Origin of the sequence: Agromyces protaetiae (assembly GCF_004135405.1) — a bacterium.
GTDB classification, from domain to species: domain Bacteria; phylum Actinomycetota; class Actinomycetes; order Actinomycetales; family Microbacteriaceae; genus Agromyces; species Agromyces protaetiae.
On sequence record NZ_CP035491.1, the window covers coordinates 2,411,489 to 2,433,723 of the forward strand.

The 22,235-nt window shown below is 70.6% G+C and carries 24 protein-coding genes, 2 tRNA genes, 1 pseudogene and 1 riboswitch; of the genes and pseudogenes, 17 read left to right on the forward strand and 10 right to left on the reverse strand.

The genetic code is table 11. The features are described 5' to 3' along the window. Nucleotides 1–33: 33 nt before the first annotated feature. From ET445_RS11170 to ET445_RS11225, 12 genes and pseudogenes are all read left to right on the forward strand, one after another. Nucleotides 34–1,824: an alkaline phosphatase family protein gene (locus ET445_RS11170; RefSeq protein WP_129191349.1), complete on the forward strand. Its 1,791-nt coding sequence runs from the start codon at nucleotides 34–36 to the stop codon at nucleotides 1,822–1,824. A gap of 70 nt (nucleotides 1,825–1,894) precedes the next feature. After that, a complete protein-coding gene (gene gatC, locus ET445_RS11175; RefSeq protein WP_129191351.1) occupies nucleotides 1,895–2,197 on the forward strand; it encodes an Asp-tRNA(Asn)/Glu-tRNA(Gln) amidotransferase subunit GatC in 303 nt (100 codons plus the stop codon). Then, nucleotides 2,194–3,729, forward strand: a complete 1,536-nt coding sequence (gene gatA, locus ET445_RS11180) for an Asp-tRNA(Asn)/Glu-tRNA(Gln) amidotransferase subunit GatA (protein WP_129191352.1) — start codon at nucleotides 2,194–2,196, stop codon at nucleotides 3,727–3,729. Before gatC ends, gatA begins: the two co-directional genes overlap by 4 nt. After that, complete coding sequence (gene gatB, locus ET445_RS11185; protein ID WP_129191354.1) at nucleotides 3,729–5,258, forward strand: Asp-tRNA(Asn)/Glu-tRNA(Gln) amidotransferase subunit GatB; 1,530 nt, start codon at nucleotides 3,729–3,731, stop codon at nucleotides 5,256–5,258. The genes gatA and gatB overlap by 1 nt, the downstream gene beginning before the upstream one ends. Nucleotides 5,259–5,374: 116 nt before the next feature. Continuing rightward, nucleotides 5,375–6,031 (forward strand): hypothetical protein, encoded by a 657-nt coding sequence (locus ET445_RS11190; protein WP_129191356.1) that lies wholly within the window; start codon nucleotides 5,375–5,377, stop codon nucleotides 6,029–6,031. Nucleotides 6,032–6,087: 56 nt separating this feature from the next. After that, nucleotides 6,088–7,347, forward strand: coding sequence for a DNA polymerase IV (locus ET445_RS11195; protein ID WP_129191358.1), 1,260 nt, complete (start codon nucleotides 6,088–6,090; stop codon nucleotides 7,345–7,347). 49 nt (nucleotides 7,348–7,396) lie between these two features. Then, nucleotides 7,397–7,744 (forward strand): hypothetical protein, encoded by a 348-nt coding sequence (locus ET445_RS11200; RefSeq protein WP_129191360.1) that lies wholly within the window; start codon nucleotides 7,397–7,399, stop codon nucleotides 7,742–7,744. 78 nt (nucleotides 7,745–7,822) lie between these two features. Beyond that, a riboswitch (TPP riboswitch) is annotated at nucleotides 7,823–7,933 on the forward strand. Nucleotides 7,934–7,971: 38 nt separating this feature from the next. After that, on the forward strand, nucleotides 7,972–8,610 hold the full coding sequence (locus tag ET445_RS11205; RefSeq protein ID WP_279433473.1) for an ECF transporter S component: 639 nt from the start codon (nucleotides 7,972–7,974) through the stop codon (nucleotides 8,608–8,610). Next, nucleotides 8,607–10,117: pseudogene (locus tag ET445_RS11210) on the forward strand (ABC transporter ATP-binding protein). Before ET445_RS11205 ends, ET445_RS11210 begins: the two are co-directional and overlap by 4 nt. Beyond that, nucleotides 10,114–10,923: an energy-coupling factor transporter transmembrane component T family protein gene (locus tag ET445_RS11215; RefSeq protein WP_243695180.1), complete on the forward strand. Its 810-nt coding sequence runs from the start codon at nucleotides 10,114–10,116 to the stop codon at nucleotides 10,921–10,923. The pseudogene ET445_RS11210 and the gene ET445_RS11215 overlap by 4 nt, the downstream one beginning before the upstream one ends. Further along, nucleotides 10,920–11,498: a nucleoside/nucleotide kinase family protein gene (locus ET445_RS11220; protein WP_129191362.1), complete on the forward strand. Its 579-nt coding sequence runs from the start codon at nucleotides 10,920–10,922 to the stop codon at nucleotides 11,496–11,498. Before ET445_RS11215 ends, ET445_RS11220 begins: the two co-directional genes overlap by 4 nt. 39 nt (nucleotides 11,499–11,537) lie before the next feature. Next, entirely contained in the window at nucleotides 11,538–11,801 is a 264-nt protein-coding gene (locus tag ET445_RS11225; RefSeq protein ID WP_129191364.1) for a hypothetical protein, read from the forward strand. 45 nt (nucleotides 11,802–11,846) lie between these two features. Here ET445_RS11225 and ET445_RS11230 read toward each other — a convergent pair whose 3' ends face one another. From ET445_RS11230 to ET445_RS11250, 5 genes are all read right to left on the reverse strand, one after another. Continuing rightward, nucleotides 11,847–13,103, reverse strand: coding sequence for a D-alanyl-D-alanine carboxypeptidase family protein (locus ET445_RS11230; protein ID WP_129191366.1), 1,257 nt, complete (start codon nucleotides 13,101–13,103; stop codon nucleotides 11,847–11,849). Nucleotides 13,104–13,182: 79 nt separating this feature from the next. Further along, nucleotides 13,183–13,530 (reverse strand): metallopeptidase family protein, encoded by a 348-nt coding sequence (locus ET445_RS11235; protein ID WP_129191368.1) that lies wholly within the window; start codon nucleotides 13,528–13,530, stop codon nucleotides 13,183–13,185. Next, nucleotides 13,530–13,605: transfer RNA gene (locus ET445_RS11240), tRNA-His, on the reverse strand. Before ET445_RS11240 ends, ET445_RS11235 begins: the two co-directional genes overlap by 1 nt. A 39-nt stretch (nucleotides 13,606–13,644) precedes the next feature. Beyond that, nucleotides 13,645–14,268: an oligoribonuclease gene (gene orn, locus ET445_RS11245; protein WP_129191369.1), complete on the reverse strand. Its 624-nt coding sequence runs from the start codon at nucleotides 14,266–14,268 to the stop codon at nucleotides 13,645–13,647. 37 nt (nucleotides 14,269–14,305) lie between these two features. Continuing rightward, nucleotides 14,306–14,381 (reverse strand) — tRNA-Arg (locus ET445_RS11250). 110 nt (nucleotides 14,382–14,491) lie between these two features. Here ET445_RS11250 and nadE point away from each other — a divergent pair. After that, entirely contained in the window at nucleotides 14,492–15,337 is an 846-nt protein-coding gene (gene nadE / locus ET445_RS11255) for an ammonia-dependent NAD(+) synthetase (protein ID WP_129191371.1), read from the forward strand. Between the two features lie 28 nt (nucleotides 15,338–15,365). On the opposite strand, the gene ET445_RS11260 is transcribed toward nadE, so the two are convergent. The 3 genes from ET445_RS11260 to ET445_RS11270 all read right to left on the reverse strand — a co-directional run bounded on the left by ET445_RS11260 (nucleotide 15,366) and on the right by ET445_RS11270 (nucleotide 17,491). Beyond that, the gene (locus tag ET445_RS11260) at nucleotides 15,366–16,025 is read right to left on the reverse strand and encodes a hypothetical protein (RefSeq protein WP_129191373.1); all 660 of its coding nucleotides are present in this window, start codon (nucleotides 16,023–16,025) and stop codon (nucleotides 15,366–15,368) included. A 97-nt stretch (nucleotides 16,026–16,122) separates the two neighbouring features. Further along, nucleotides 16,123–16,374 (reverse strand): hypothetical protein, encoded by a 252-nt coding sequence (locus tag ET445_RS11265; RefSeq protein ID WP_129191374.1) that lies wholly within the window; start codon nucleotides 16,372–16,374, stop codon nucleotides 16,123–16,125. Between the two features lie 109 nt (nucleotides 16,375–16,483). Then, complete coding sequence (locus ET445_RS11270; protein ID WP_129191376.1) at nucleotides 16,484–17,491, reverse strand: aldo/keto reductase; 1,008 nt, start codon at nucleotides 17,489–17,491, stop codon at nucleotides 16,484–16,486. A 202-nt stretch (nucleotides 17,492–17,693) separates the two neighbouring features. On the opposite strand from ET445_RS11270, the gene ET445_RS11275 reads away from it, so the two are divergent. From ET445_RS11275 to ET445_RS11290, 4 genes are all read left to right on the forward strand, one after another. Then, a complete protein-coding gene (locus ET445_RS11275) occupies nucleotides 17,694–18,311 on the forward strand; it encodes a single-stranded DNA-binding protein (protein ID WP_129191378.1) in 618 nt (205 codons plus the stop codon). A 73-nt stretch (nucleotides 18,312–18,384) separates the two neighbouring features. Further along, on the forward strand, nucleotides 18,385–18,888 hold the full coding sequence (locus tag ET445_RS11280) for a DUF6993 domain-containing protein (protein ID WP_129191380.1): 504 nt from the start codon (nucleotides 18,385–18,387) through the stop codon (nucleotides 18,886–18,888). Between the two features lie 101 nt (nucleotides 18,889–18,989). Beyond that, on the forward strand, nucleotides 18,990–20,672 hold the full coding sequence (gene ettA / locus ET445_RS11285; RefSeq protein ID WP_129191382.1) for an energy-dependent translational throttle protein EttA: 1,683 nt from the start codon (nucleotides 18,990–18,992) through the stop codon (nucleotides 20,670–20,672). Between the two features lie 5 nt (nucleotides 20,673–20,677). Then, a complete protein-coding gene (locus tag ET445_RS11290; protein ID WP_129191384.1) occupies nucleotides 20,678–21,154 on the forward strand; it encodes an acyl-CoA thioesterase in 477 nt (158 codons plus the stop codon). Nucleotides 21,155–21,218: 64 nt separating this feature from the next. Here the strand turns inward: ET445_RS11290 and ET445_RS11295 are convergent, their stop codons facing one another. Both ET445_RS11295 and ET445_RS11300 read right to left on the reverse strand, forming a co-directional pair. Further along, nucleotides 21,219–21,722 (reverse strand): hypothetical protein, encoded by a 504-nt coding sequence (locus tag ET445_RS11295; protein ID WP_129191386.1) that lies wholly within the window; start codon nucleotides 21,720–21,722, stop codon nucleotides 21,219–21,221. A 5-nt stretch (nucleotides 21,723–21,727) separates the two neighbouring features. After that, the gene (locus ET445_RS11300) at nucleotides 21,728–22,222 is read right to left on the reverse strand and encodes a Rieske (2Fe-2S) protein (protein ID WP_129191388.1); all 495 of its coding nucleotides are present in this window, start codon (nucleotides 22,220–22,222) and stop codon (nucleotides 21,728–21,730) included. Between the last annotated feature and the right edge of the window lie 13 nt (nucleotides 22,223–22,235).

Genomic DNA, 22,235 nt, shown 5'->3' on the forward strand with positions numbered 1-22,235 from the left:
CAGCGGATCGGGGCGGGGACCGAGAGGAGGCGCATGGCGGAGGAGGAGTCGGGTGAAGAGGGCGTCGAACCGGTGGATGGCGTGCAGCGCGCGAAGGTTCCGCCGAGCCGCCGCGATTTCCTTCGGTATGGGGGCGTCGCCGCAGCGGGAGCAGTCGCCGGTGGAGCCGCGGGCGCGGCCATCGGCCTGAGCGTCGGCCCGCCCGCGGCCTCGCCGGGCGAGCCGACGGGGCTCCCGACGCTCGGGCCGACGCCGCCCGCCGACGGCTCGCCCGGCTTCGCGCACCTCGTCGTGCTCATGGGCGAGAACCGCTCGTTCGACAACCTGCTCGGCTGGCTCTACACGCCCGACGACCCGCCGCCGTCGGGCGGCGCCTTCGAAGGTCTCGCGTACGCGCCCCACCGCAACTCCCTGCCCGACGGCCGCTCCTTCGAGGCGCATGTCTACACGGGTGCGACCGACCGGGTCATGCAGAGCCCCGACCCCGACCCGGGCGAAGAGTTCCCGCACGTCAACACGCAACTGTTCGGCACGATCGAGCCGCCGGCCAACGAAGGCGTCGGAGTGGGCGAGATGGCGTCCCCCTACAACGCGCCGGGCCCAGGGGCATCCGCCTCGATGTCGGGGTTCGCGCGCGACTACGCCGCCCATCTCGCGCAGACGCACAAACGGGAGCCGACCGACGACGAGATCGCGGTCATCATGGGCGGGTTCTCGCCGCAGATGCTGCCCGTGCTGTCGTCGCTCGCGCGCGGCTTCGCCGTCTACGACCACTGGTTCTGCGCCGTGCCGTCGCAGACGTTCTGCAACCGCTCGTTCTTCCACGCGTCGATGTCGCACGGGTTCGTCACGAACCGCTACAACGGCGACTTCAAGAAGTGGCTCGACGTGAAGCCCGCATCCACGATCTTCGACCGGCTCGAGGCGGCAGGGCTCGACTGGCGCATCTACTTCGACGACCTGCAACTCATTTCGCTCACAGGGCTCATCCACGCGCCCGCACTCGAGAAGTACTGGAAGACCCCGCATTTCGCGCCCATGTCGCAGTTCTTCCAGGATGTCGCGGCAGGCGCCCTGCCGGCGTACACGTTCATCGAGCCGCGCATGATCTACGACCACAACGACTTCCACCCGCCCTTCGGGCGGCTCGAGGGGAGCGACATCGAGGGGCAGATGGTCTACGACGACGCCATCTCCGACGTGCGGGCGGGCGAGGCGCTCGTGTCGAGCGTGTACGAGGCGATTCGCGCGAGCGCGACCGAGGGCGGCTCGAATGCGTTCAACACGATGCTGCTCATCACGTTCGACGAGCACGGCGGTACCTACGACCACGTGCCGCCGCCTGCGGCGACCCCGCCGCATCCCGACGCGAAGCCCGGGGAGATGGGCTTCTCGTTCGACCGGCTCGGCTGTCGGGTGCCCGCGATCGCGATCTCGGCATACACGGGGGCGGGCACGGTGATCCAAGACGAGATGCACCATGCCGCGGTCGTGTCGACGCTCACGAACCTGCACGCGCTCGAGCCGCTCACGGCGCGCGACGACGGCGCGCGAGACCTCGGCGGGGCGGTCAACCTGACCGCTCCGAGACATCCGTCGACCTGGCCGTCGCCGACGCCGCAGTACGTGCCGCCGAACCCCGAGGCCGGACGCCCTCACCCGGCCGACGCGCACGGCGACCGGCCGCTGAGCCCGCCCGCGAAGGGACTCCTCGGCATCCTGATCGCGAAGTACGGTGACGGCGGCGATCCTGAACCCGAGACGTACGCCGACGCGTACGAGGCGTTGCAGAAGTACGGGCAGGGCTTGTTCGGGGTCGGTTGACCCCGCCTGCTCGTCGCCCGCGCGCCCCGATAGAATCGACGGGATCCCCACTACGAGACGACGGAGCAGCATGTCCGAAATCAATGCGGAGCAGGTCGCGCATCTCGCGAACCTCGCACGCATCGCGCTCACCGACGAAGAGATCGAGCACTTGACGGCCGAACTCGGCCAGATCATGCAGGCGGTCGAGCAGGTGAGCCGCGTCGCCACGCCCGATGTGTCGCCGACGAGCCACCCGATCCCGTTGCAGAACGTGTTCCGCGACGATGTCGTGGGTGACAACGTGCTGACGGCCGACGAGGCGCTTTCGGGCGCCCCCGAGCGCGACGGCGACCGCTTCGTCGTCTCGGCGATCCTGGGAGAAGAGCAGTGAGCGACGAGATCATCCGCCTGAGCGCGTCCGATCTGGCCGCGAAGCTGTCGGCGGGCGAGGTCACCTCCGTCGAGGCGACCCGCGCCCACCTCGACCGCATCGCGGCCGTCGACGGCGCCGTGCACGCGTTCCTCCACGTCGCGGGCGAGCGCGCTCTCGCCGACGCCGCCGAGATCGACCGCCGCCGTGCCGCGGGCGAGCCGCTCGGCGAGCTCGCGGGCGTCCCGATCGCGATCAAAGACGTGCTCGTGACCGAGGGCATGCCCTCGACGTCGGGTTCGCGCATCCTCGAGGGCTGGATCCCCCCCTACGACGCGACGCCCGTGCGCAAAGTGCGCGAGGCGGGACTCATCCCGCTCGGCAAGACCAACATGGACGAGTTCGCGATGGGCTCGTCGACCGAGCACTCGGCCTACGGCCCGACCCACAACCCGTGGGACCTCGACCGCATCCCCGGCGGCTCGGGCGGCGGCTCGGCCGCTGCGGTCGCCGCGTTCGAGGCGCCTCTCGCGCTCGGCAGCGACACGGGCGGCTCGATCCGCCAGCCCGCGCACGTCACCGGCACGGTCGGTGTGAAGCCGACCTACGGCGCCGTGAGCCGCTACGGCTCGATCGCGCTCGCGTCGAGCCTCGACCAGATCGGTCCCGTCACGCGCACGGTGCTCGACTCGGCCCTGCTGCAAGACATCATCTCGGGCCACGACCCGCACGACTCGACGTCGATCGCCGACCCGTGGCCGTCGATGGCCGCCGCGGTGCGCAACGCCGACGTCAAGGGCCTGCGCATCGGCGTCGTGAAGGAGCTCGACGGCGACGGCTTCCAGGCCGGTGTCCGCCAGCGCTTCCACGAGGCGCTCGACCTGCTCGAGAAGGCGGGCGCCGAGATCGTCGAGGTCTCGACTCCGAACTTCGAGCACTCGATCGCCGCGTACTACCTGATCATGCCGTCCGAGGCGTCGTCGAACCTCGCGAAGTTCGACTCGGTGCGCTTCGGCCTGCGGGTGACGCCCGAGGGCGGCGGCACGGTCGAGCAGGTCATGGCCGCGACCCGCGAGGCGGGCTTCGGCCCCGAGGTCAAGCGCCGGATCATCCTCGGCACCTATGCCCTGTCAGCGGGCTACTACGACGCCTACTACGGCTCGGCGCAGAAGGTGCGCACGCTCGTGCAGCGCGACTTCGACGCCGCGTTCGCGAAGGTCGACGTGCTCGCGACGCCCACGGCGCCGACGACGGCGTTCAAGCTCGGCGAGAAGCTCGACGACCCGCTCGCGATGTACCTCAACGACGTCGCGACGATCCCCGCCAACCTCGCGGGCGTGCCCGGCATCTCGCTGCCCGCGGGCCTCGCGCCCGAAGACGGCCTGCCGGTCGGCATCCAGTTCCTCGCGCCCGCGCGCGAGGACGCCCGCCTCTACAACGTCGGCGGCGCGCTCGAACAGCTGCTCCTCGCCGAGTGGGGCGGCCCCCTGCTGGGCCGCGCACCCGATCTCTCTTCCCATGAACTGCTCGCGACCGAGGAGGGCGCAGTCTGATGGCCAAGACCGACCTGATGGACTACGACAAGGCCCTCGAGCTCTTCGAGCCGGTCATCGGCCTCGAGGTGCACGTCGAGCTCAACACCGTGACGAAGATGTTCTCGGCGGCGCCGAACCCCGCGAACTCGGCGTACCACGACGCCGCGCCGAACACGCTCGTGACGCCCGTGTGCCTCGGCCTTCCGGGTTCGCTGCCCGTCGTGAACGGCGAGGCCGTGCGCAAGTCGATCTCGCTGGGTCTCGCGCTCGGCTGCTCGATCGCCGAGTCGAGCCGCTTCGCGCGCAAGAACTACTTCTACCCCGACCTCGCGAAGAACTACCAGATCTCGCAGTACGACGAGCCCATCGCGCACGACGGCGAAGTCGAGGTCGAACTCGACAACGGCCGGGTGTTCCACGTGCCGATCGAGCGCGCCCACATGGAGGAAGACGCGGGCAAGCTCACTCACGTCGGCGGCGCCACGGGCCGCATCCAGGGTGCCGAGTACTCGCTCGTCGACTACAACCGCGCCGGCGTGCCGCTCGTCGAGATCGTCACGAAGCCGATCTTCGGCGCCGAGGCCGACGCGCCCGCCCTCGCGGCGGCCTACGTGTCGACGATCCGCGACATCGCGCTCTCGCTCGGCATCTCCGAGGCGCGCATGGAGCGAGGTAACCTGCGCTGCGACGCGAACGTTTCGCTGCGCCCCCGGGTCGCAGACGGCGAGCCGGCCCCGAAGCTCGGCATCCGCACCGAGACGAAGAACGTGAACTCGTTCCGTTCGATCGAACGTGCCGTGCGCTTCGAGATCCAGCGCCAGGCGGCGATCCTCGCCGCGGGCGGTTCGATCACGCAGGAGACGCGCCACTGGCACGAAGACACGGGCGAGACGAGCGCGGGGCGGCCGAAGTCGGATGCCGACGACTACCGGTACTTCCCCGAGCCCGACCTGCTTCCCGTCGTGCCGTCGGCCGAACTCGTCGAAGAGCTGCGTGCCGCGCTTCCCGAGTCGCCGGTCGTCCGTCGCCGCCGTCGGAAGGCCGAGTGGGGCTTCACCGACCTCGAGTTCCAAGGTGTCGTGAACGCGGGCCTCACGAACGAGGTCGCCGCGACCGTCGCCGCCGGCGCGTCGCCTGCTGCCGCGCGCAAGTGGTGGACGGGCGAGATCCTTCGCATCGCGAACGCCGAAGCCAAGGAGCCCTCGGCGCTCGTCGAGCCCGCCGCCGTCGCCGAACTGCAGCAGCTCGTCGACGCAGGCACGCTCACCGACAAGCTCGCGCGCCAGGTGCTCGAGGGCATGATCGCGGGCGAGGGCTCGCCCCAGCAGATCGTCGACGCGCGCGGCCTTGCGGTCGTCTCCGACGACGGCGCGCTCATCGCGGCGATCGACGAGGCGCTCGCGGCCCAGCCCGACGTGCTCGAGAAGATCCGCGACGGCAAGGTGCAGGCGGCGGGCGCCGTCATCGGCGCGGTCATGAAGGCCATGCAGGGCAAGGCTGACGCGGCGCGTGTGCGCGAGCTCGTGCTCGAGCGCGCGAGCGCGTAGCGTTTCGCGTTTCAACGGCGGTCGGGTGAGTCATCCGGCCGCCGTTCGCGTTCTCAGCCGGTTCGAGGCTGACGCCGGTACATTCACCTTCCCCTTCGAGGATTGACGAGGACACCATGGGATTTCTCGACCGCATCTTCGGCGCGCCCGACCCCGAGCCCGCGCGACCGCCCACCCCTTCGCAGCGGCGCCTGACCGACGACGAGCTCGCCGTCGAACGCTACCGGTACCTGCTGCGCACGGCGCCGCCCGAGTCGATCGAGCAGGTGCACGCCGAGGCGTTCGCGCGCCTCACGCCTCCGCAGCGGGCGCTCGTGTTCCAGGCGCTCTCCGATCAGGCGCCTGCAGGGGAGCGGCTCGTGTCCGACGAGCCGAGCGCGCTCGCTCGCGCCGCGACCCGCCAGGAGATGCGGCAGCCGGGCAGCGTCGAGCGCGCGTTCGCGTCGGCGGATGTCTCGGCCGGGCGCCCGTCGGCGGGCGGCGTCGGGTACGGCGGGCCGTCGATCGGCGGCATGTTCGGCTCGTCGCTCCTCGGAACGATCGCGGGCGTCGTCGTGGGTACGGCGATCGCGCAGGCGTTCCTGCCCGATCATGCGTTCTTCGAGCAGGGCGCCGAGGATTCCGGGGAGGGCGTCGGGGACGGCGGGGCGGATGCCTCGGCGGCGCCCGAGTCGTACGGCTACGATGACTCCGACCACCGCTGGGGCGATGGCGGCAACCCTGACGACGGATTCTTCGGCGGGGGATTCGACGGCGGCGGGTTCGACATCTGACGTCCGCCCCGATGCATCCGGTCGGTCGTGTCGGCGGTCGCGGGTAAGGTCACAGCATGAGCAAGCAGGACGGCTCGTCGCGCCAAGTGACGACGGGGCCGGTCGACGACTCTGCGACGCCGATCCTGCACGTCGACATGGATGCGTTCTTCGTCTCGGTCGAGCTGCTCTCCCGGCCAGAGCTCCGGGGCAAGCCCGTGCTCGTGGGCGGCGCCGCGGGCCGCGGCGTCGTGTCGGCGGCGAGCTACGAGGCGCGCAAGTACGGCGTGAACTCGGCGATGCCGATGTCGGTCGCCCTCCAGCGCTGCCCCAACGCGATCGTGCTGCCCGGCGACTACCGCAAGTACCGCGAGTACTCCGACCGCGTGATGGAGCTCTTCGGCGAGATGACGCCGCTCGTCGAGCCGTTGTCGATCGACGAAGCGTTCCTCGACGTCGGCGGTGCGCGGCGCCTGCACGGCAGCCCGGCGCAGATCGGCTGGACCATCCGCGAGCGGGTGCGCATCGAGACGGGCCTCACGTGCTCGATCGGCGTCGCCGCGACGAAGTACGTCGCGAAGGTCGCATCGAGCCGTGCGAAGCCCGACGGCCTGCTCGTCGTGCCCGCGGCCGACACGATCGCCTTCCTGCATCCGCTGCCCGTCTCGGCACTGTGGGGTGTCGGCAAGGTCACCGAAGAGCGGCTCGCCCGTCTCGGCCTCCGCACAGTGGCCGACGTCGCGGCGATGCCGCACGAGGCGCTCGTGCGCGCAGTGGGGCGCGCGCTCGCCGACCGACTGACGCACCTCGCGAACGGCGACGACCCGCGTGAGGTGTCGGTGCACCGTGTCGAGAAGAGCATCGGCCACGAGACGACGTTCTCGCACGACCTCACCGACCCCGAGGCGATCAAGCGGGCGCTCCTCGACCTCTCGAACGACGTCGCCGTGCGGGTTCGGCGCGCCGGCGTCGTGGCCCGCACGGTCTCGCTCAAGCTCCGGTACGGCGACTTCCGCACGGTCACGCGCTCGCGGACGCTCGCCGAACCGACCGACGTCGCCAAGCGCATCTACGAAGAGGCCGCGGCCGCACTCGAGGGGCTCGTCGGCGACGGCGCCCGCATCCGACTGATCGGCGTGCGCGCGGAGCAGCTCCGCGAGACGGGCGGCGCGGCGCCGCTGTGGGATCCCGACGAGGAGTGGCGCGAGGCCGAGCGCACGATCGACGAGGTCGCGGCGAAGTTCGGTCGGCACACGGTGCGGCCGGCGTCGCTCCTCGGGCGCGGACGACGCGCGGTCGACCTCAGCCGCCGCGACAGCGACCCCGACGAGGCGTAGCGTTTCGCGAGGGTGGCCGCGCGAGACATCCGTCGGTAGCCTTGCCCGCATGACTGAACTCGTCTTGGACCTGGCCGACAAGGTCGCCGGAGTCGGCGTGCGCGCCTCTTACGGCGAGAAGGTCGAGGTCGGTGATTCGACCGTGCTGCCGGTCGCGCTCGGCTGGTACGGCTTCGGCGGCGGCACCGGGACGGGCACCGACCAGAAGGGGGACACGGGCGAGGGGACCGGCGGCGGTGGCGGCGGCGTTTCCATTCCGCTCGGCGCATACGTCGGTCGCCCGGGTGGCGAGGTCCGCTTCGAACCGAACCTCATCGGGTTGCTCCTCGTCGCGACGCCGCTGGTGTGGGTGCTCGGCAAGTCCCTGCGCTGGATCATCCGCGCGCTCAAGCACTGAACGCACCCGCTGAAGCGACCCGTCGCGCGTCATGCGCTGGTGTTCGCCGACGCGTGTCTGCCTGCGGGCGTATACTCGTGCTCTGAACACGGGAGTCCGGTGAGCCGGGCTGAGAGGAAGGTTCTCCAACCTTCGACCGTCGAACCTGATCTGGGTCATGCCAGCGCAGGGAGGGCATCCATTCTCGAATCCCGTGCCGCTTTCCATCTCACGAAAGGGCACGATCAGTGCACACCGAACAAGCACCTGAAATCACCGACACCGTCGCGCCGCGACGGCTCTTCGACGCCAAGTGGCGGGTTGTCGACATCGTCGTCGCCGCCGTGATCGGCGTCGCCACGGGCCTCCTGTTCCTCTTCTGGAACAACGTCGGCTACGCGTGGTTCTCCGCGGCCGACGCCGTCACCCCGGGACTCGGCGGCATCGCCGTCGGCATCTGGTTGATCGGCGGCGTCCTGGGCGGGCTCATCATCCGGAAACCCGGCGCCGCGCTCTTCGTCGAGCTCCTCGCGGCGATCGTGTCGGCCCTCGTCGGAAACCAGTGGGGCATCGAGACGCTCTACTCGGGCCTCGCACAGGGACTCGGCGCCGAACTCGTCTTCGCGCTCTTCCTCTATCGTCGGTTCGGCATCGTGCCCGCGGTGCTTGCCGGCGCTGCAGCGGGCCTCGGCGCGTGGACGCTCGAACTCTTCACGTCGGGCAACCTGCAGAAGTCTCCCGAATTCCTCGGCCTCTACCTCGGCACCATCCTGATCTCGGGCGCCGTGCTCGCGGGACTCCTCGGCTGGCTCATCGTCCGCGCCCTCGCCGCGACGGGCGCCCTCAACCGGTTCGCCGCCGGTCAGGACGTCGCGCAGCGGGTGTGAGTTCCGTGACGGACCATTCCGCGATCGCCCCGGCCGCCGTCGAGGCGCGCGGCTGGGGCTGGCGGCACGCCGGGCGGCTGCGATGGGCGGTCGACGCCATCGACGTACGCATCGAACCCGGTGAGCGCGTGCTCGTCGTCGGCCCTTCGGGCAGCGGCAAGTCGACCTTCCTGCACGCGCTCGCGGGCGTCAACGGCGGCGCCGAAGAGGGCGAGTCGCGTGGCGCGCTCCTCATCGACGGGATGTCTCCCGCCGCCGCTCGCGGTCGAGCCGGCCTCGTGCTGCAAGACCCCGACTCGCAGGTCATCCTCGCGCGTGTCGGCGACGACGTCGCGTTCGGGTGCGAGAACCTCGGCGTGCCGCGCGACGAGATCTGGTCGCGCGTGCGCGACGCGCTCGACGACGTCGGGCTCGACGTGCCGCTCGAGCACGCGTCGAATGCGCTGAGCGGCGGGCAGAAGCAGCGGCTCGCCCTTGCGGGCGCGATGGCCATGCGTCCAGGGCTCCTGCTCCTCGACGAGCCGACGGCGAACCTCGACCCCGAGGGCGTGCGCGAGGTGCGCGAGTCGGTCGGACGCGTGCTCGATCGCACGGGCGCGACGCTCGTCGTCGTCGAGCACCGTGTCGAGACGTGGGTCGACCTCGTCGATCGCATGATCGTGTTCGGGCGCGAAGGGCGGCTCATCGCCGACGGTTCGCCCGAGCGGGTGTTGCGCGAGCATCGCGGTGAACTTCTCGCCGCGGGCGTATGGGTTCCCGGGGCGGATGTCTCGGCCGAGGTCGGCATGCGCAGGCAGGTCGGGTCGGCGGCACCCGCAGCACTCACGAGCGAACGGCTCTCGATCGGCCGTGCGCGGTCGGTCGTCGTCCAGGCCGGACTCGACCTCATCGTGCCCGCCGGCGCATCGACCGTCGTCACCGGCCCGAACGGCGCAGGCAAGTCGACCCTCGCGTTGACCCTCGGCGGACTGCTCCCCCACTCGCCGGGCGTGTGACGGCGTCGGCACCGGTTGCGGCCGGGCTCGATCCCGCGCCCGTCCGCTGGCGCTCCCGCCAGCTCCTCACCCGTATCGGCACGGTCTTCCAGGAGCCTGAACACCAGTTCGTCGCACGTACCGTCCGTGACGAGATCGGCGTCGCGGCACGCGCGCTCGGCAAGCTCGATCCGGCGGCTGCGGGTCGCGTCGACGAGGTCATGGAGCGGCTCCGGCTCGCGCACCTCGCCGCGGCGAACCCCTTCACCCTGTCGGGCGGCGAACAGCGGAGGCTCTCCGTGGCATCCGTGCTCGCAGCGCGCCCGGGCGTCATGATCCTCGATGAACCGACCTTCGGCCAAGACCGTGTGACGTGGGTCGAACTCGTGCGGCTTCTCCGCGAACTCGTCGACGGCGGCACGACGCTCGTGTCCGTGACGCACGACGGCGCGTACCTCGCCGCGCTCGGCGACCGGCAGATCGCCCTCGAGCTTCGGGCAGACGGCAGAGCCGAGGGACGGAGCGCCGCATGACCGCGACGATCACGGCCCCTCCCGCAATGGGTGCGGCACGAGGCATCCGTCTGCGCTTCGTGAGTCGGGTGAACCCCGTGAGCCGCCTCGCGGCGGCGATCGTCGTCACGACTCCGCTCCTGTTCACCGTCGACTGGGTGAGCGCCGCGGTCGCGCTCGGCCTTCAACTCGCGCTCTTCGCACTCGCCGGCGTGACGCCCGCACTTCTCGCCCGGCGCACGTGGCCGATCCTCCTCGCAGCACCGCTCGCCGGGCTGTCGATGCTGCTCTACGGTCGCCCGTCCGGCACGGTCTACTGGGAGTTCTGGCTCGCTCAGATCACCGACGGGTCGATCCAACTCGCCCTCGCCGTCACCGTGCGCGTCCTCGCGATCGGGCTGCCCGCCGTCCTGCTCTTCCTCGATGTCGACCCGACCGAACTCGCCGACGGCCTCGCCCAGGTGTGGCGGCTGCCGAGCAGGTTCGTGCTCGGAGCCCTCGCAGGAGCCCGTCTCGTGGGACTCTTCGTCGACGATTGGCGGGCCATGGCGCTCTCGCGCAGGGCACGAGGCATCGGCGACCACGGCACGATCCGCCGGTTCGCGACGATGGCGTTCGCGCTGCTCGTGCTTGCGATCCGGCGAGGCAGCAAGCTCGCGACCGCGATGGAAGCCCGAGGGTTCGGCGCCGACACGCCGCGCACGTGGGCGCGACCGTCGACGGTCGGATGGCCCGACGCGGTGCTCATCGCGATCGCTGCGGCCGTCGCCGCGGCGGCGCTGACCGCCGCGGCTGTCGCGGGCGCCTTCCACCCGGTGTGGGCGTGACCCTGACCACCGCAGCGGCCGTCGCCGCGGCCAGGAGAGTGCTCGCGGATGGCTCAGCCGCGCCGCGCATCGTCGCGGTCGACGGGCCGAGCGGTGCGGGCAAGTCGACGTTCGCCGATGCCCTTCTTGCGGCGCTCCCGGCGCAGCGGCTCCGGCTCGTGCGGCTCGATGACGTATACCCCGGCTGGTCGGGCCTCGAACAGGGCGCGGCTCTCGCCGCGCACCATGCCGTCGAGCCCTGGTCGCGCGGCCGGCCGGCGACGACGCCGCGTTGGGATTGGGCGGCGAACGCGCCCGACGGACGCGACCGGATGCCACCGGGCGGCGTGCTCCTCGTCGAGGGCTGCGGCGCGTTCGCGGCGGTCGCTGGCGAAGTCGCCCTTCGGGTCTGGATGACGGCCGGCGACCGAGAGCGCAAGGCGGCCGCGCTCGCCCGGGACGAAGGCCGGTTCGACCCGTTCTGGGAGATGTGGGACGGCCAGTGGCGGCGATACGCGGCCCGCAACGGGGCATCCGCCCGCTCAGCCGACTTCGTCGTCCACGCGCACTCGCCCTCGCGACCGCATCGGGGGTGACCCGTGCGCATCCGAGCCTCGCGGGTCTACGGTGTTGTCATGGGAGCTGACGCAGGGGGCGGCGAGTACGTCGCCGAATACATCGACGGCCCGCTCGAGGGGGAGTTCGAACGACGCGCACTGGATGAGCGCGGCGAACCCGAAGCGCGCGTCGCGCGCATCGCCGCGATCGACGGGCTCGAATCGACCTTCTGGTACGCGGCCGTCGACCGCCGCGAGGTCGGGGGAGAACCCCGCGTGCGGTTCTCGTTCGACGCCGATGCGTCCGACGGCGTCGAATACGACATCGACGACAACGAGTAGTCGCTCCACGCGATCGCCGTCGGCGTCGACGCTCGGTCTCGGCGGTCAGTCTCCGCGTTCCGTCAGGTACGCGTCGATGATCGCGCCCGGATTCGCGAGGCGCCACAGCGGCCCCGGATCGTCGATCGACGCCGACAGTTCGAGCGGCGAGGTGAGCGCACCGTCTGGCGTCTCGACCGTCACGGTGCCGACCGATTGGCCGGCCTTGGCCGTCGTGAACGCCTCCACCTCGAGGGCGGGTTCGCCCGTCGCGGCGCTCCAGCCGTTGCCGCTCCGCGTCGCCGACGCCACCAGATCGGCGCGGTCGCCCCACGCCGAACGCACCGCACCGAACGACGTGCCAGCGGCGATGACGTCGACCGTCACGGCCGTCGTGCCGGACGACGCGACGACCGCCGCGACCGCGGGCTCGAGCGTGTCGTAGTCGGGGATGAGCACCATCGCCGTCACGAACCTGGCGGCTGCAGCGCCGGCCGAACCCGGCACGGTCGACGCGAAGACGAACGAGATCGCGGCTTGATCGGTGAAGCTGCGGACGAGTGCGCGAACGCCCGGACCGCCCTCGTACGACACGACGTCGGGGATCTCGCGGACGCCGACACCCGTCGGACCCTCGCCCGCGAGGATCGACGCGAGGACGGGATGGGCGACGACGAGCGCGCCGAGCTTCGCGACCTCCTCGGCAGTGCCGACGTCGTCGCCCGAGAGGCCCGTCGCGTCGGCGACGCGGGTCTGTGTGAAACCGTTCGCGGCAAGCCATTCGTTCGCGGCCGTGACGTACTGCTCGGGGCTGCCGAACGCCCAGCGGGCGAGGGTGTCGGCGTGGTTGTTGCTCGACGCGAGGAGCACCGCGCGGACGACGTCGCGCTCGCTCCACGTGTCGCCGGGGGAGACCTGGAGCGTGCGCGACCCCTCGGACTGGTAGCGGAGGAAATCGGTGTAGTCCTCGGGACCGATCTTGATGTCGGGACCGGCGCTGTCGGCGCCGAGGGGCATCCCGTCGAGCGTCGCGAGGACGGTCACGAGCTTCGCCGCGCCACCGATGGGCACGACCGCGGTGTCGCCCGCGGTCGCGACCGTCGAGGCGGCGCCTGTCTCGTCGAGGGCGACGGTGGCGCTCGCGCCGACGTCGGGGAGCGTGATGGATGTCGCGGCCGGCACGTCTGCGGCGGCAGCTGCGGCCGGGACGACCGTGACGGCGGGAAGGGGGCCGAGCAGCATGGCGGGACCGTACACGCCGATGCCGAGGATCGCGAGGGCGCCGACGGCGATACCGACGACGCGACCGGGGGTCAGGGGCATGCGCACCAGGCTATCCCGAGTGGATGTCTCGGCCGGGCGTGTCGGGTCGCACCGGCGTGTGCGCCGCGCCGTGGACGGCTCAGGCCCAGCCGAGCTCGTGGAGCCGGTCGTCGTCGATGCCGTAGAAGTGCGCGATCTCGTGCACGAGGGTCACGTGGATCTCGTCGCGGAGCTCGTCTTCGTTCTCGCAGACGGCGAGGAGCGGCTCGCGGTACAGAATGATGCGGTCGGGCATCTCGCCGAAGCCGTAGCGGTCGCGTTCGGTGAGCGACGTGCCGTCGTAGAGCCCGAGCAGGTCGAGTGATCCGTCTTCGGGACGGTCTTCGACGACGAAGACGACGTTCTCGAGCCCGTCGATCATGTCGTCGGGGAGGAGGTCGAGCTCGTCGACCACGATCGCTTCGAAAGCTTCGGCGTCGAGTTCCATGGGGTGAGTAACGGGGCTTGAACCCGCGACCTCCTGGACCACAACCAGGCGCTCTACCAACTGAGCTATACCCACCATGCGTCTCGGCCGTTCGACCGAGGCAACTCCACGATCTTACACGACGTTTCGGTCGAACTCGTTCACGACGTCGGCGGCGAGCTGCTGGAGTTCTTGGCTGGTGGGGCCGGGATCGGCGACGAACACGGCGCGACGGTAGTACTCGAGTTCGCGGATCGATTCGAGGATGTCGGCGAGGGCGCGGTGGCCGCCGTTCTTGGCCGGAGCGTTGAAGAACACGCGCGGGAACCAGCGCTTGGAGAGCTCTTTGATCGACGAGACGTCGACGTTGCGGTAGTGCAGGTGGGCGTCGAGGCGAGGCATGTACCGCGCGAGGAATGCGCGGTCGGTGCCGATCGAATTGCCGGCGAGCGGCGCCTTCTGCTCGTCGGGGACGTGCTTCAGCACGTACTCGAGCACCTGGTACTCGGCGTCGGCGACCGACACTCCGCTGGGGATCTCTTCGATGAGCCCCGACGTCGTGTGCATCTGGCGTACGAAGTCGCTCATCGACTCGAGCGCGCTCGAGTCGGGCTTGATGACGATGCTGAGCCCGTCGTCGACCGGCTTGAGGTCGTAGTCGGTGATGACGACGGCGATCTCGACGAGCTCGTCGACGTCGAGGTCGAGGCCCGTCATCTCGCAGTCGATCCAGACGAGTCGGTCGCTCGGGGAAGTCATGGCCGCGAGTCTACCGGGAGGGGGTGACAGAGCGGTGTGGTGCCCCCGGCAGGAATCGAACCTGCGACCGACAGATTAGAAGGCTGCTGCTCTATCCGCTGAGCTACGGGGGCCGGACCGATCCCAGTCTAGCGGGATGGCCCGGATGCCCCGTGGACGTGACGGATGCTCCACGCCTGCGCGACGTTGCCTCCGCGAAACATCTGCGGAGTATGTTCGACGCATGCGCGACCTCCAGTCCTCGATCATCGCCGAGCTCAACGTCCGTCCGACCGTCGACCCCGCCGAAGAGATCCGGCGGCGCACCGATTTCCTGAAGGAGTACCTGCGCACCACGGGTGCGAAGGGGTTCGTCCTGGGCATCAGCGGCGGCCAGGACTCGAGCCTCGCGGGGCGGCTGTGCAAGCTCGCCGTCGATGAACTGATCGCCGAGGGCACGCCCGCCCGGTTCGTCGCCGTGCGCTTGCCGTACGGCGTGCAGCACGACGAAGACGACGCGCAGCTCGCGCTGGAGTTCATCGAACCGCAGGAGCAGGTGACCTTCAACATCAAGGGCGGCGTCGACGGCGTCGCATCCGACTTCGAGGGTGCGCTCGGCGTGCCGATCAGCGACTTCGGCAAGGGCAACGTCAAGGCCCGCCTCCGCATGGTCGCGCAGTACGCGATCGCAGGCGAGGGCGCGCTTCTCGTCGTCGGCACCGACCATGCCGCCGAGGCGGTGACGGGCTTCTTCACGAAGTTCGGCGACGGCGGCGCTGACATCCTGCCCCTCACGGGCCTCACGAAGCGTCAGGGTCGCTCGCTTCTCGAGCACCTCGGCGCACCCGAGCGGCTCTCTCTCAAGGCGCCCACGGCCGACCTCCTCGACCACAACCCGGGGCAGACCGACGAGGCGAACCTCGGGCTCAGCTACACCGAGATCGACGATTTCCTCGAGGGGCGCGATGTCGACCCCGCGGTCGCGGAGCGCATCGAGACGCGCTTTCTGCAGACCCGGCACAAGCGCACCGTGCCCGTCTCGATGTTCGACGAGTGGTGGCACGCGGGCGACGACGAGTGGGGACGCTGAGCGACCACGCCGCGTCGGCGCTCGTCGATCAGCGGTCGGCGGATGCCTCGGTGGCGCCCACGACCGGAACGGGAGCCGTGGTCTTCGGCACAGCGTCGTACGCGACGGTGTCGGCGGTCTCGGCGTGACGCTCGTGGTGCTGCTCGGCGACCCAGGTGTCTTGCGCGTCGAGCAGTTCTTGTTCGGGGCGCTGACGCTCGCTGCGCCACCGACCGAGGTCGTTCTGGAACTGGCGGCGGGCCCGTGAAGGGCGTCGCTGCCAGTCGATCAGGCGGTCGCGGAACTCGGCGACGGCGGGGTCGAGCTGGTAGCCGAACGTCGCCGAGGCGCGCTTGAGTTCGTGGAGCTGGTGCGCAGCCCAGTTCGCCGTCACGTCGGAGCCGCGGATCGGCAGGAGGCGCACGAGGATGTCGGCCTGGCCGATGGCGCGGTCGGTGAGGACCTGCTCTTGCGGGGTGAGCGAGTTCCACACCGAAGCCTCGGTCGCGGCGTCGACGAGGGCGGAGATCGCGGCCGTCTTGAGCTCGCGGTCGCGTTGCGCGACGAGACGCTTGATGGCGCCCGACGCGATCCATGCCGCGAGAAGGCCCGCCGCGAGTACCGCCACGAAAAGGATCGCCGCCGAGAAGACCGTCGGGCGCGCCGCCGTCGACTCGAGCCAGGAGATGAGGTCGTTCCACCACTGCATGAGCGCAGCGTATCGCCGGGATTCGCGCGCGCCCCCGAGCGTGCTCGGCGTGCCGGGGAAGCCTCGCGCGTGATCTCGAGAACCCTCGCGCGACGCGTCAGCGGAATACGTCGACCGCGTCGCGCCCGTTCCAGAACTCGCCGAGTTCGACAAGCGTCGTACGGCCCGGCGAACGGCGCCGCGCGCGGTAGCGCGGCGAGCCGTCGACGATCGTACGGTCGATATGGCCGAGCACGGCGCCGTCGCGTGCGGTGACGCGCCACACGTCGGGCGCAGCGGCGACGAGGCGCAGGCCCCGGACTTCGGCGGGGAACTCCTCGCGCGGACGCGCGAGAACGGATGCGTGCATGTTCGCTCCTCTTCTCGTGCAGCCGGCCCTGCAGAGGAGACGCTAGAGGCACCCGCCGACACGGAGGTCTCGTGCGGCGCGCGGGCGGGACATCCGGATGCTCCGAGCGCTACCCGAGCACGGTGCCGTGCGCCGCGAACGGCTCGATCGCGGCGATCTCGTCGGCCGTGAGCGGAGAAGCCTCGAGCGCCGCGACGTTCTGTTCGAGCTGCGCGACGCTCGACGCGCCGATGAGCGCGCTCGCGACGAGCGGCTGGCGCAGTACCCAGGTCACGGCGAGCTGCGCGAGGGTCTGACCGCGCCCCTTCGCGATCGCGTCGAGTGCACGTGCGCGCTCGAGGTATTCGGCGCTGATGCGCTCGGGCGGCAGGAAGTGGCTCGTCGCGGCGCGCGAGCCCGCAGGGACGTCGCCGCCGAGGTAGCGGTCGGTGAGGAGGCCTTGCGCGAGCGGCGAGAACACGATGCTCGCGGCCCCCACCTCGTCGAGCGCCTCGAAGAGGCCGTCCTCGATGCGCCGGTCGAACATCGAGTAGCGCGGCTGGTGGATCGTGAGCGGCACGCCCTCGGCGGCGAGTGCGGCAGCGGCGCGGCGGGTCTCGTCGGGGGAGTAGTTCGAGATGCCGACGTAGAGGGCCTTGCCCTGCCGCACCGCGTGCGCGAGGGCGCCCATCGTCTCTTCGACGGGCGTGTCGGGGTCGGGGCGGTGCGAGTAGTAGACGTCGACGTAGTCGAGGCTGAGGCGTCGGAGGCTCTGGTCGAGCGAGGAGAGCAGGTACTTGCGCGACCCCCACTCGCCGTAGGGGCCGTCCCACATGCGGTAGCCGGCCTTCGTCGAGACGATGAGCTCGTCGCGGTAGGGGGCGAGGTCGGTCGCGAGCAGGCGGCCGAAGTTCGTCTCGGCGCTGCCGGCGGGCGGGCCGTAGTTGTTCGCGAGGTCGAAGTGCGTGACGCCGAGGTCGAACGCGCGGCGCACGATCGCCCGCTGCGTCTCGAACGGCCGCTCGTCGCCGAAGTTGTGCCAGAGGCCGAGCGAGACGGGCGGGAGCCGGAGCCCGCTTCTTCCGACGCGGACGTAGGGGATCTGCTCGTAGCGGTCTGCCGCGGCGACGTAGGTCATGCGGCAAGCCTATGGCGGGGTGACGAGCGCTCCTCCACATCGGCGCGAATCGAGCGCTCGTGCACATTCAGTGGGCTTCGCCGGGTGGATGCCTCGCCGCCGCGAGATCGTCGAGGCACGCGGCATCCGGGGTCTTCCGGCACGAGCGCTCCGGATGCCGCGTATCCGGCCGCATTCGCGGCGCCGACCCATAGGAGGACACATGACCGATCTCATCACCGTGACCGGCGTCGTCGGGACCGACCCGCGCGCCATCGTCACCCAGCAGGGCATCCCCATCACCTCGTTCCGTCTCGCCTCCACCCGGCGGATCTTCGACCGTGAGAAGGGCACTTGGCAGGACGGCGAGACCAACTGGTACGGCATCTCGGCGTTCCGCAAGCTCGCGTTCAACGCCAACGCATCGCTCCGCAAGGGCGAGCGCGTGATCGTGCACGGGCGACTCAAGCTCCGCCCGTGGCAGGCGGGTGAACGGTCGGGCACCGCGGTCGAGATCGAAGCAGAGTCGATCGGTCACGACCTCACGTGGGGGATCACGCAGCTCCAGCGGCTGCGCAGCGAGCCGGCTGCTGGAACGTCGACCGACGGAGCGGACGTCGGCGCAGACGGTGCTGAGGGCGAAGTGCCGGATGCCCCGGCCGACGGCTTCACCGACGCGGTCGGCGCAGGCGCGCCGGCCTCGGACGAGCTCGTCCCGGCAGCGCTCGACTCCGACGGCGGCTGGCCGTACGTCGGCGGGTTCGACGACCACGACGGCGGCGCCGAGGCATCCGATCGTACCGACCCCGTCGAGCGTGCTGACGCGGGAATCCTCGTCTGAGCCTCACGGCTTCCGCCCGTGCCGAACGCATAGACTCGGCACGGGCGGCGCAGTCCGCCGGGACAGGGGAGAGATGTCGCTGCCGCACCGCAAGACCACGGCTCCGGTGATCGCCGGGGCCGTGCTCGTCACCGCGCTGCTGAGCGGGTGCAGCCTGTTCGCCTCTGAGCCCGATGACGGAGGCCGCCCGACACCGTCGACCTCGCAGACGCCGAGCCCCGTCGGGCCCACCGAGGCGCCCGCTCCGACCCTGCGGCCCGAGCTCTCGGCCGACGAGAACCTCGCGTTCTTCGACTTCGTCAACACTGCGACGCTCGCCGCCGACCCGAGCGGCGCCGGGCGATCGTTCATCGACGGGCTCGTCGCCGCGGGCTTCGACAAATCGGCCATGCAGGTGACGAGCGATCTCACGACGCGCGACACCCCGGCCGACTCGATCCAATTCTCGGTGCTCTTCCAGGGGGAGTGCCTCATCGGGCAGTACGGGCCCGCCTCGGGCGGGTACCACGGCGCCGTCCGGCCAGCGCTCGGAACGGGCGGGTGCCTCATCGGCTCGACGCGGCCCATCGACTGGTGATCCGGGGGCTGCCCGGGCTTCGTGGGGCTCAGCCGCAGGCGGGGCGACCCGGTAGGCTAAGTCGCTGAACTTCGTACTCCACGATCAAGGGGATTCTCTCGGTGGCTGAATACATCTACTCGATGGTGCGCGCCCGCAAGGCGGTCGGTGACAAGGTCATCCTCGACGACGTCACGATGGCGTTCCTGCCGGGCGCCAAGATCGGTGTCGTCGGCCCGAACGGCGCGGGCAAGTCGACGATCCTCAAGATCATGGCGGGCCTCGACACGCCCTCGAACGGCGAGGCGCGGCTGAGCCCCGGCTACTCGGTCGGCATCCTCATGCAGGAGCCCGAGCTCGACGAGCACCTCACCGTCCTCGAGAACGTGCAGCAGGGCGTCGGCCCCATCAAGGCCAAGCTCGATCGCTTCAACGAGATCTCGGCCGAGATGGCCGACCCCGACGCCGACTTCGACACCCTCCTCGCCGAGATGGGCAAGCTGCAGGAAGACATCGACGCGGCCGACGCGTGGGATCTCGACTCGCAGCTCGAGCAGGCGATGGACGCCCTCCGCTGCCCGCCGAGCGACGCGATCGTCTCGGTGCTCTCGGGCGGTGAGAAGCGCCGCGTCGCGCTCTGCAAGCTCCTGCTGCAGAAGCCCGATCTGCTCCTTCTCGACGAGCCCACCAACCACCTCGACGCCGAAAGCGTGCTCTGGCTCGAGCAGCACCTCGCCAAGTACCCCGGCGCCGTGCTCGCCGTCACCCACGACCGGTACTTCCTCGACCACGTCGCAGAGTGGATCTGCGAGGTCGACCGCGGCCGCCTCTACCCTTACGAGGGCAACTACTCGACCTACCTCGAGAAGAAGGCCGAGCGACTCACGGTCCAGGGCAAGAAGGACCAGAAGCTCGAGAAGCGCCTGCGCGAAGAGCTCGAGTGGGTCCGCTCGAACGCGAAGGGTCGCCAGGCCAAGTCGAAGGCACGTCTCGCCCGCTACGAAGAGATGGCGGCCGAGGCCGAGCGCACGCGGAAGCTCGACTTCGAAGAGATCCAGATCCCCGCGGGTCCGCGTCTGGGCGACATCGTGCTCGAGGTGAAGAACCTCGAGAAGGGGTTCGGCGACCGCAAGCTCATCGACAAGCTCTCGTTCTCGCTCCCGCGCAACGGCATCGTCGGCATCATCGGCCCCAACGGTGTCGGCAAGACCACGCTCTTCAAGACCATCGTGGGCTTCGAGCCCGCTGACGGCGGCACGGTCAAGATCGGCGAGACGGTCAAGATCTCGTACGTCGACCAGTCGCGCACCGGCATCGACCCCAACAAGAACCTGTGGGAGGTCGTGTCCGACGGACTCGACTACATCCAGGTCGGCAAGACCGAGGTGCCGAGCCGCGCGTACGTGTCGACGTTCGGCTTCAAGGGCCCCGACCAGCAGAAGAAGGCCGGCGTGCTCTCGGGCGGCGAGCGCAACCGTCTGAACCTCGCGCTCACGCTCAAGCAGGGCGGCAACCTCCTGCTCCTCGACGAGCCGACGAACGACCTCGACGTCGAGACCCTGTCGAGCCTCGAGAACGCACTCCTCGAGTTCCCCGGCTGCGCCGTCGTCATCACCCACGACCGGTGGTTCCTCGACCGCATCGCGACCCACATCCTCGCCTACGAGGGTACCGACGAGAACCCGGCGCAGTGGTACTGGTTCGAGGGCAACTTCGAGGCCTACGAAGAGAACAAGGTCGCGCGTCTCGGCGCCGATGCGGCGAAGCCGCACCGCTCGACCTACCGGAAGCTCACGAGGGACTGACCGGCATGCGGCTCCACGTGCCGACGCCGCTCCGCTGGAGCGATCTCGACGCGTACGGGCACGTCAACAACGCCCGGATGCTGAGCCTCCTCGAAGAGGCTCGCATCCAGGCGTTCTGGGTGTCCGACGACATCGCCGAGCACGCAGCCGGGGCGACGACCGCCGTCATCGACGCTTCGCCCGGAACGCGCACCCTGACGCTCATCGCGCGCCAGGAGGTCGAGTACCTGGCCCCCATCCCGTACCACCGCACCCCGCTCGACATCGAACTGTGGATCAGTCAACTCGGCGGTGCGAGCTTCGATGTCTGCTACGAGGTGTACTCACCCGACGGCGTCGCGCCACGCGTGCTCTACACGCGTGCGGCGACGACGATCGTGCTCACCGACGCCCAGAGCGGCAAGCCGCGGCGCATGACCCCCGACGAGCGTGCGGCGTGGTCGCCGTACCTCGGTGAGCGCGTCGCGTTCCGGCGGCGCTGAGCGAGCGCGAGCTCCGAACGACCGAGCGCTCTGAGCGAATGTGCTCCGGTCGAGCGGCAGCACGTCAGTCGAGCGGGACGTCGCTGAACGTGCCCTGCCACACGGCTCGGCTGCCCGCTTCGGCGATCCGCACGAGCGTGATCGTCGACCCGATGCCGACGACGAGCGCGGCGACCGTGAGCAGGGCGCTCACGCCGAGCACGGCTCCGCGTGAGAGTGCGCGCGAGCGGCGCTTCGCAACGAGTTCGACGACCGCCCACACGGCGACGGCGATCGCGAGCACGAGGAGCCCGACGGCCCAGGGGATGAGATCGGGGCCCTGGTTCGCGTGTTCCTGGATGAGCGGGGCGGCGGGAACGCGCGCCTCGAGCCACTTGCCCGCCTCGACGGTGACGAGGACGAGCGGCAGGATCGCGAGGCCGCCGAGAAGGCACGGCACCCACAGCACTCGGCGTGCCGCGGGCCACACGGCGACGACGAGCAGGAGGAGCCCGAGCAGGGGGATCGCGACGACGACGACGTGGATGAGCAGGATGTGGAGCGGAAGGCCTGCGAACTCGTAGTCCATGGCGGTCACGCGCCCGCGACGATGCGGTCGCCGTCGAGGCGGACGGCGAACGGGTCGAGCGCGCGGAGCGCGGGGCCGACGATGACATCGCCCGTGGCTGCGTCGAAGGTCGAGCCGTGACACGGGCACTTGAGCTCCGCACCCGCGGCGGCGACCACGCACTGCTGATGCGTGCAGATCGCGCTGAAGGCGACGACTTGGCCCGCGGTCGGCTGGGCGACGAGCACGGGTTGCCCGTCGACCTCGACGCCGAGGCTGCCGCCGACCGGCACGTCGGCGAGGGCCGCGACCTCGGCGCCCGGGTCGGCGGCGGGCGCCTCGCCCGCACCGCCGTTTCCCGAACCCGTGCCGATGCCGCCGTCGGGCGAGCCCGTGCTCCCGCCCGAGCCGTCGTCGGGGGCGCAGCCGACGAGGAGGAGCACACCGCCGATCGCACCCGTTCCGCCGAGCGTCAGGGCGATGCGCCGCGTGACCTCGGTCGCTTCCGTGGCATCCGTCATCGCCGATCGCCTC

Coding starts and splice junctions, on each gene's coding strand:
- ET445_RS11265 (WP_129191374.1), bottom strand. CDS start 16,374: ATGCACGCATCCGTTCTCGCGCGTCCGCGCGAGGAGTTCCCCGCCGAA.
- ET445_RS11275 (WP_129191378.1), top strand. CDS start 17,694: ATGACCGATCTCATCACCGTGACCGGCGTCGTCGGGACCGACCCGCGC.
- ET445_RS11280 (WP_129191380.1), top strand. CDS start 18,385: ATGTCGCTGCCGCACCGCAAGACCACGGCTCCGGTGATCGCCGGGGCC.
- ET445_RS11190 (WP_129191356.1), top strand. CDS start 5,375: ATGGGATTTCTCGACCGCATCTTCGGCGCGCCCGACCCCGAGCCCGCG.
- gatC (WP_129191351.1), top strand. CDS start 1,895: ATGTCCGAAATCAATGCGGAGCAGGTCGCGCATCTCGCGAACCTCGCA.
- ET445_RS11230 (WP_129191366.1), bottom strand. CDS start 13,103: ATGCCCCTGACCCCCGGTCGCGTCGTCGGTATCGCCGTCGGCGCCCTC.
- ET445_RS11195 (WP_129191358.1), top strand. CDS start 6,088: ATGAGCAAGCAGGACGGCTCGTCGCGCCAAGTGACGACGGGGCCGGTC.
- ET445_RS11200 (WP_129191360.1), top strand. CDS start 7,397: ATGACTGAACTCGTCTTGGACCTGGCCGACAAGGTCGCCGGAGTCGGC.
- ET445_RS11270 (WP_129191376.1), bottom strand. CDS start 17,491: ATGACCTACGTCGCCGCGGCAGACCGCTACGAGCAGATCCCCTACGTC.
- ET445_RS11170 (WP_129191349.1), top strand. CDS start 34: ATGGCGGAGGAGGAGTCGGGTGAAGAGGGCGTCGAACCGGTGGATGGC.
- ET445_RS11225 (WP_129191364.1), top strand. CDS start 11,538: ATGGGAGCTGACGCAGGGGGCGGCGAGTACGTCGCCGAATACATCGAC.
- ET445_RS11295 (WP_129191386.1), bottom strand. CDS start 21,722: ATGGACTACGAGTTCGCAGGCCTTCCGCTCCACATCCTGCTCATCCAC.
- ET445_RS11300 (WP_129191388.1), bottom strand. CDS start 22,222: ATGACGGATGCCACGGAAGCGACCGAGGTCACGCGGCGCATCGCCCTG.
- ET445_RS11290 (WP_129191384.1), top strand. CDS start 20,678: ATGCGGCTCCACGTGCCGACGCCGCTCCGCTGGAGCGATCTCGACGCG.
- ET445_RS11215 (WP_243695180.1), top strand. CDS start 10,114: ATGACCGCGACGATCACGGCCCCTCCCGCAATGGGTGCGGCACGAGGC.
- ET445_RS11260 (WP_129191373.1), bottom strand. CDS start 16,025: ATGCAGTGGTGGAACGACCTCATCTCCTGGCTCGAGTCGACGGCGGCG.
- gatB (WP_129191354.1), top strand. CDS start 3,729: ATGGCCAAGACCGACCTGATGGACTACGACAAGGCCCTCGAGCTCTTC.
- orn (WP_129191369.1), bottom strand. CDS start 14,268: ATGACTTCCCCGAGCGACCGACTCGTCTGGATCGACTGCGAGATGACG.
- ET445_RS11235 (WP_129191368.1), bottom strand. CDS start 13,530: ATGGAACTCGACGCCGAAGCTTTCGAAGCGATCGTGGTCGACGAGCTC.
- nadE (WP_129191371.1), top strand. CDS start 14,492: ATGCGCGACCTCCAGTCCTCGATCATCGCCGAGCTCAACGTCCGTCCG.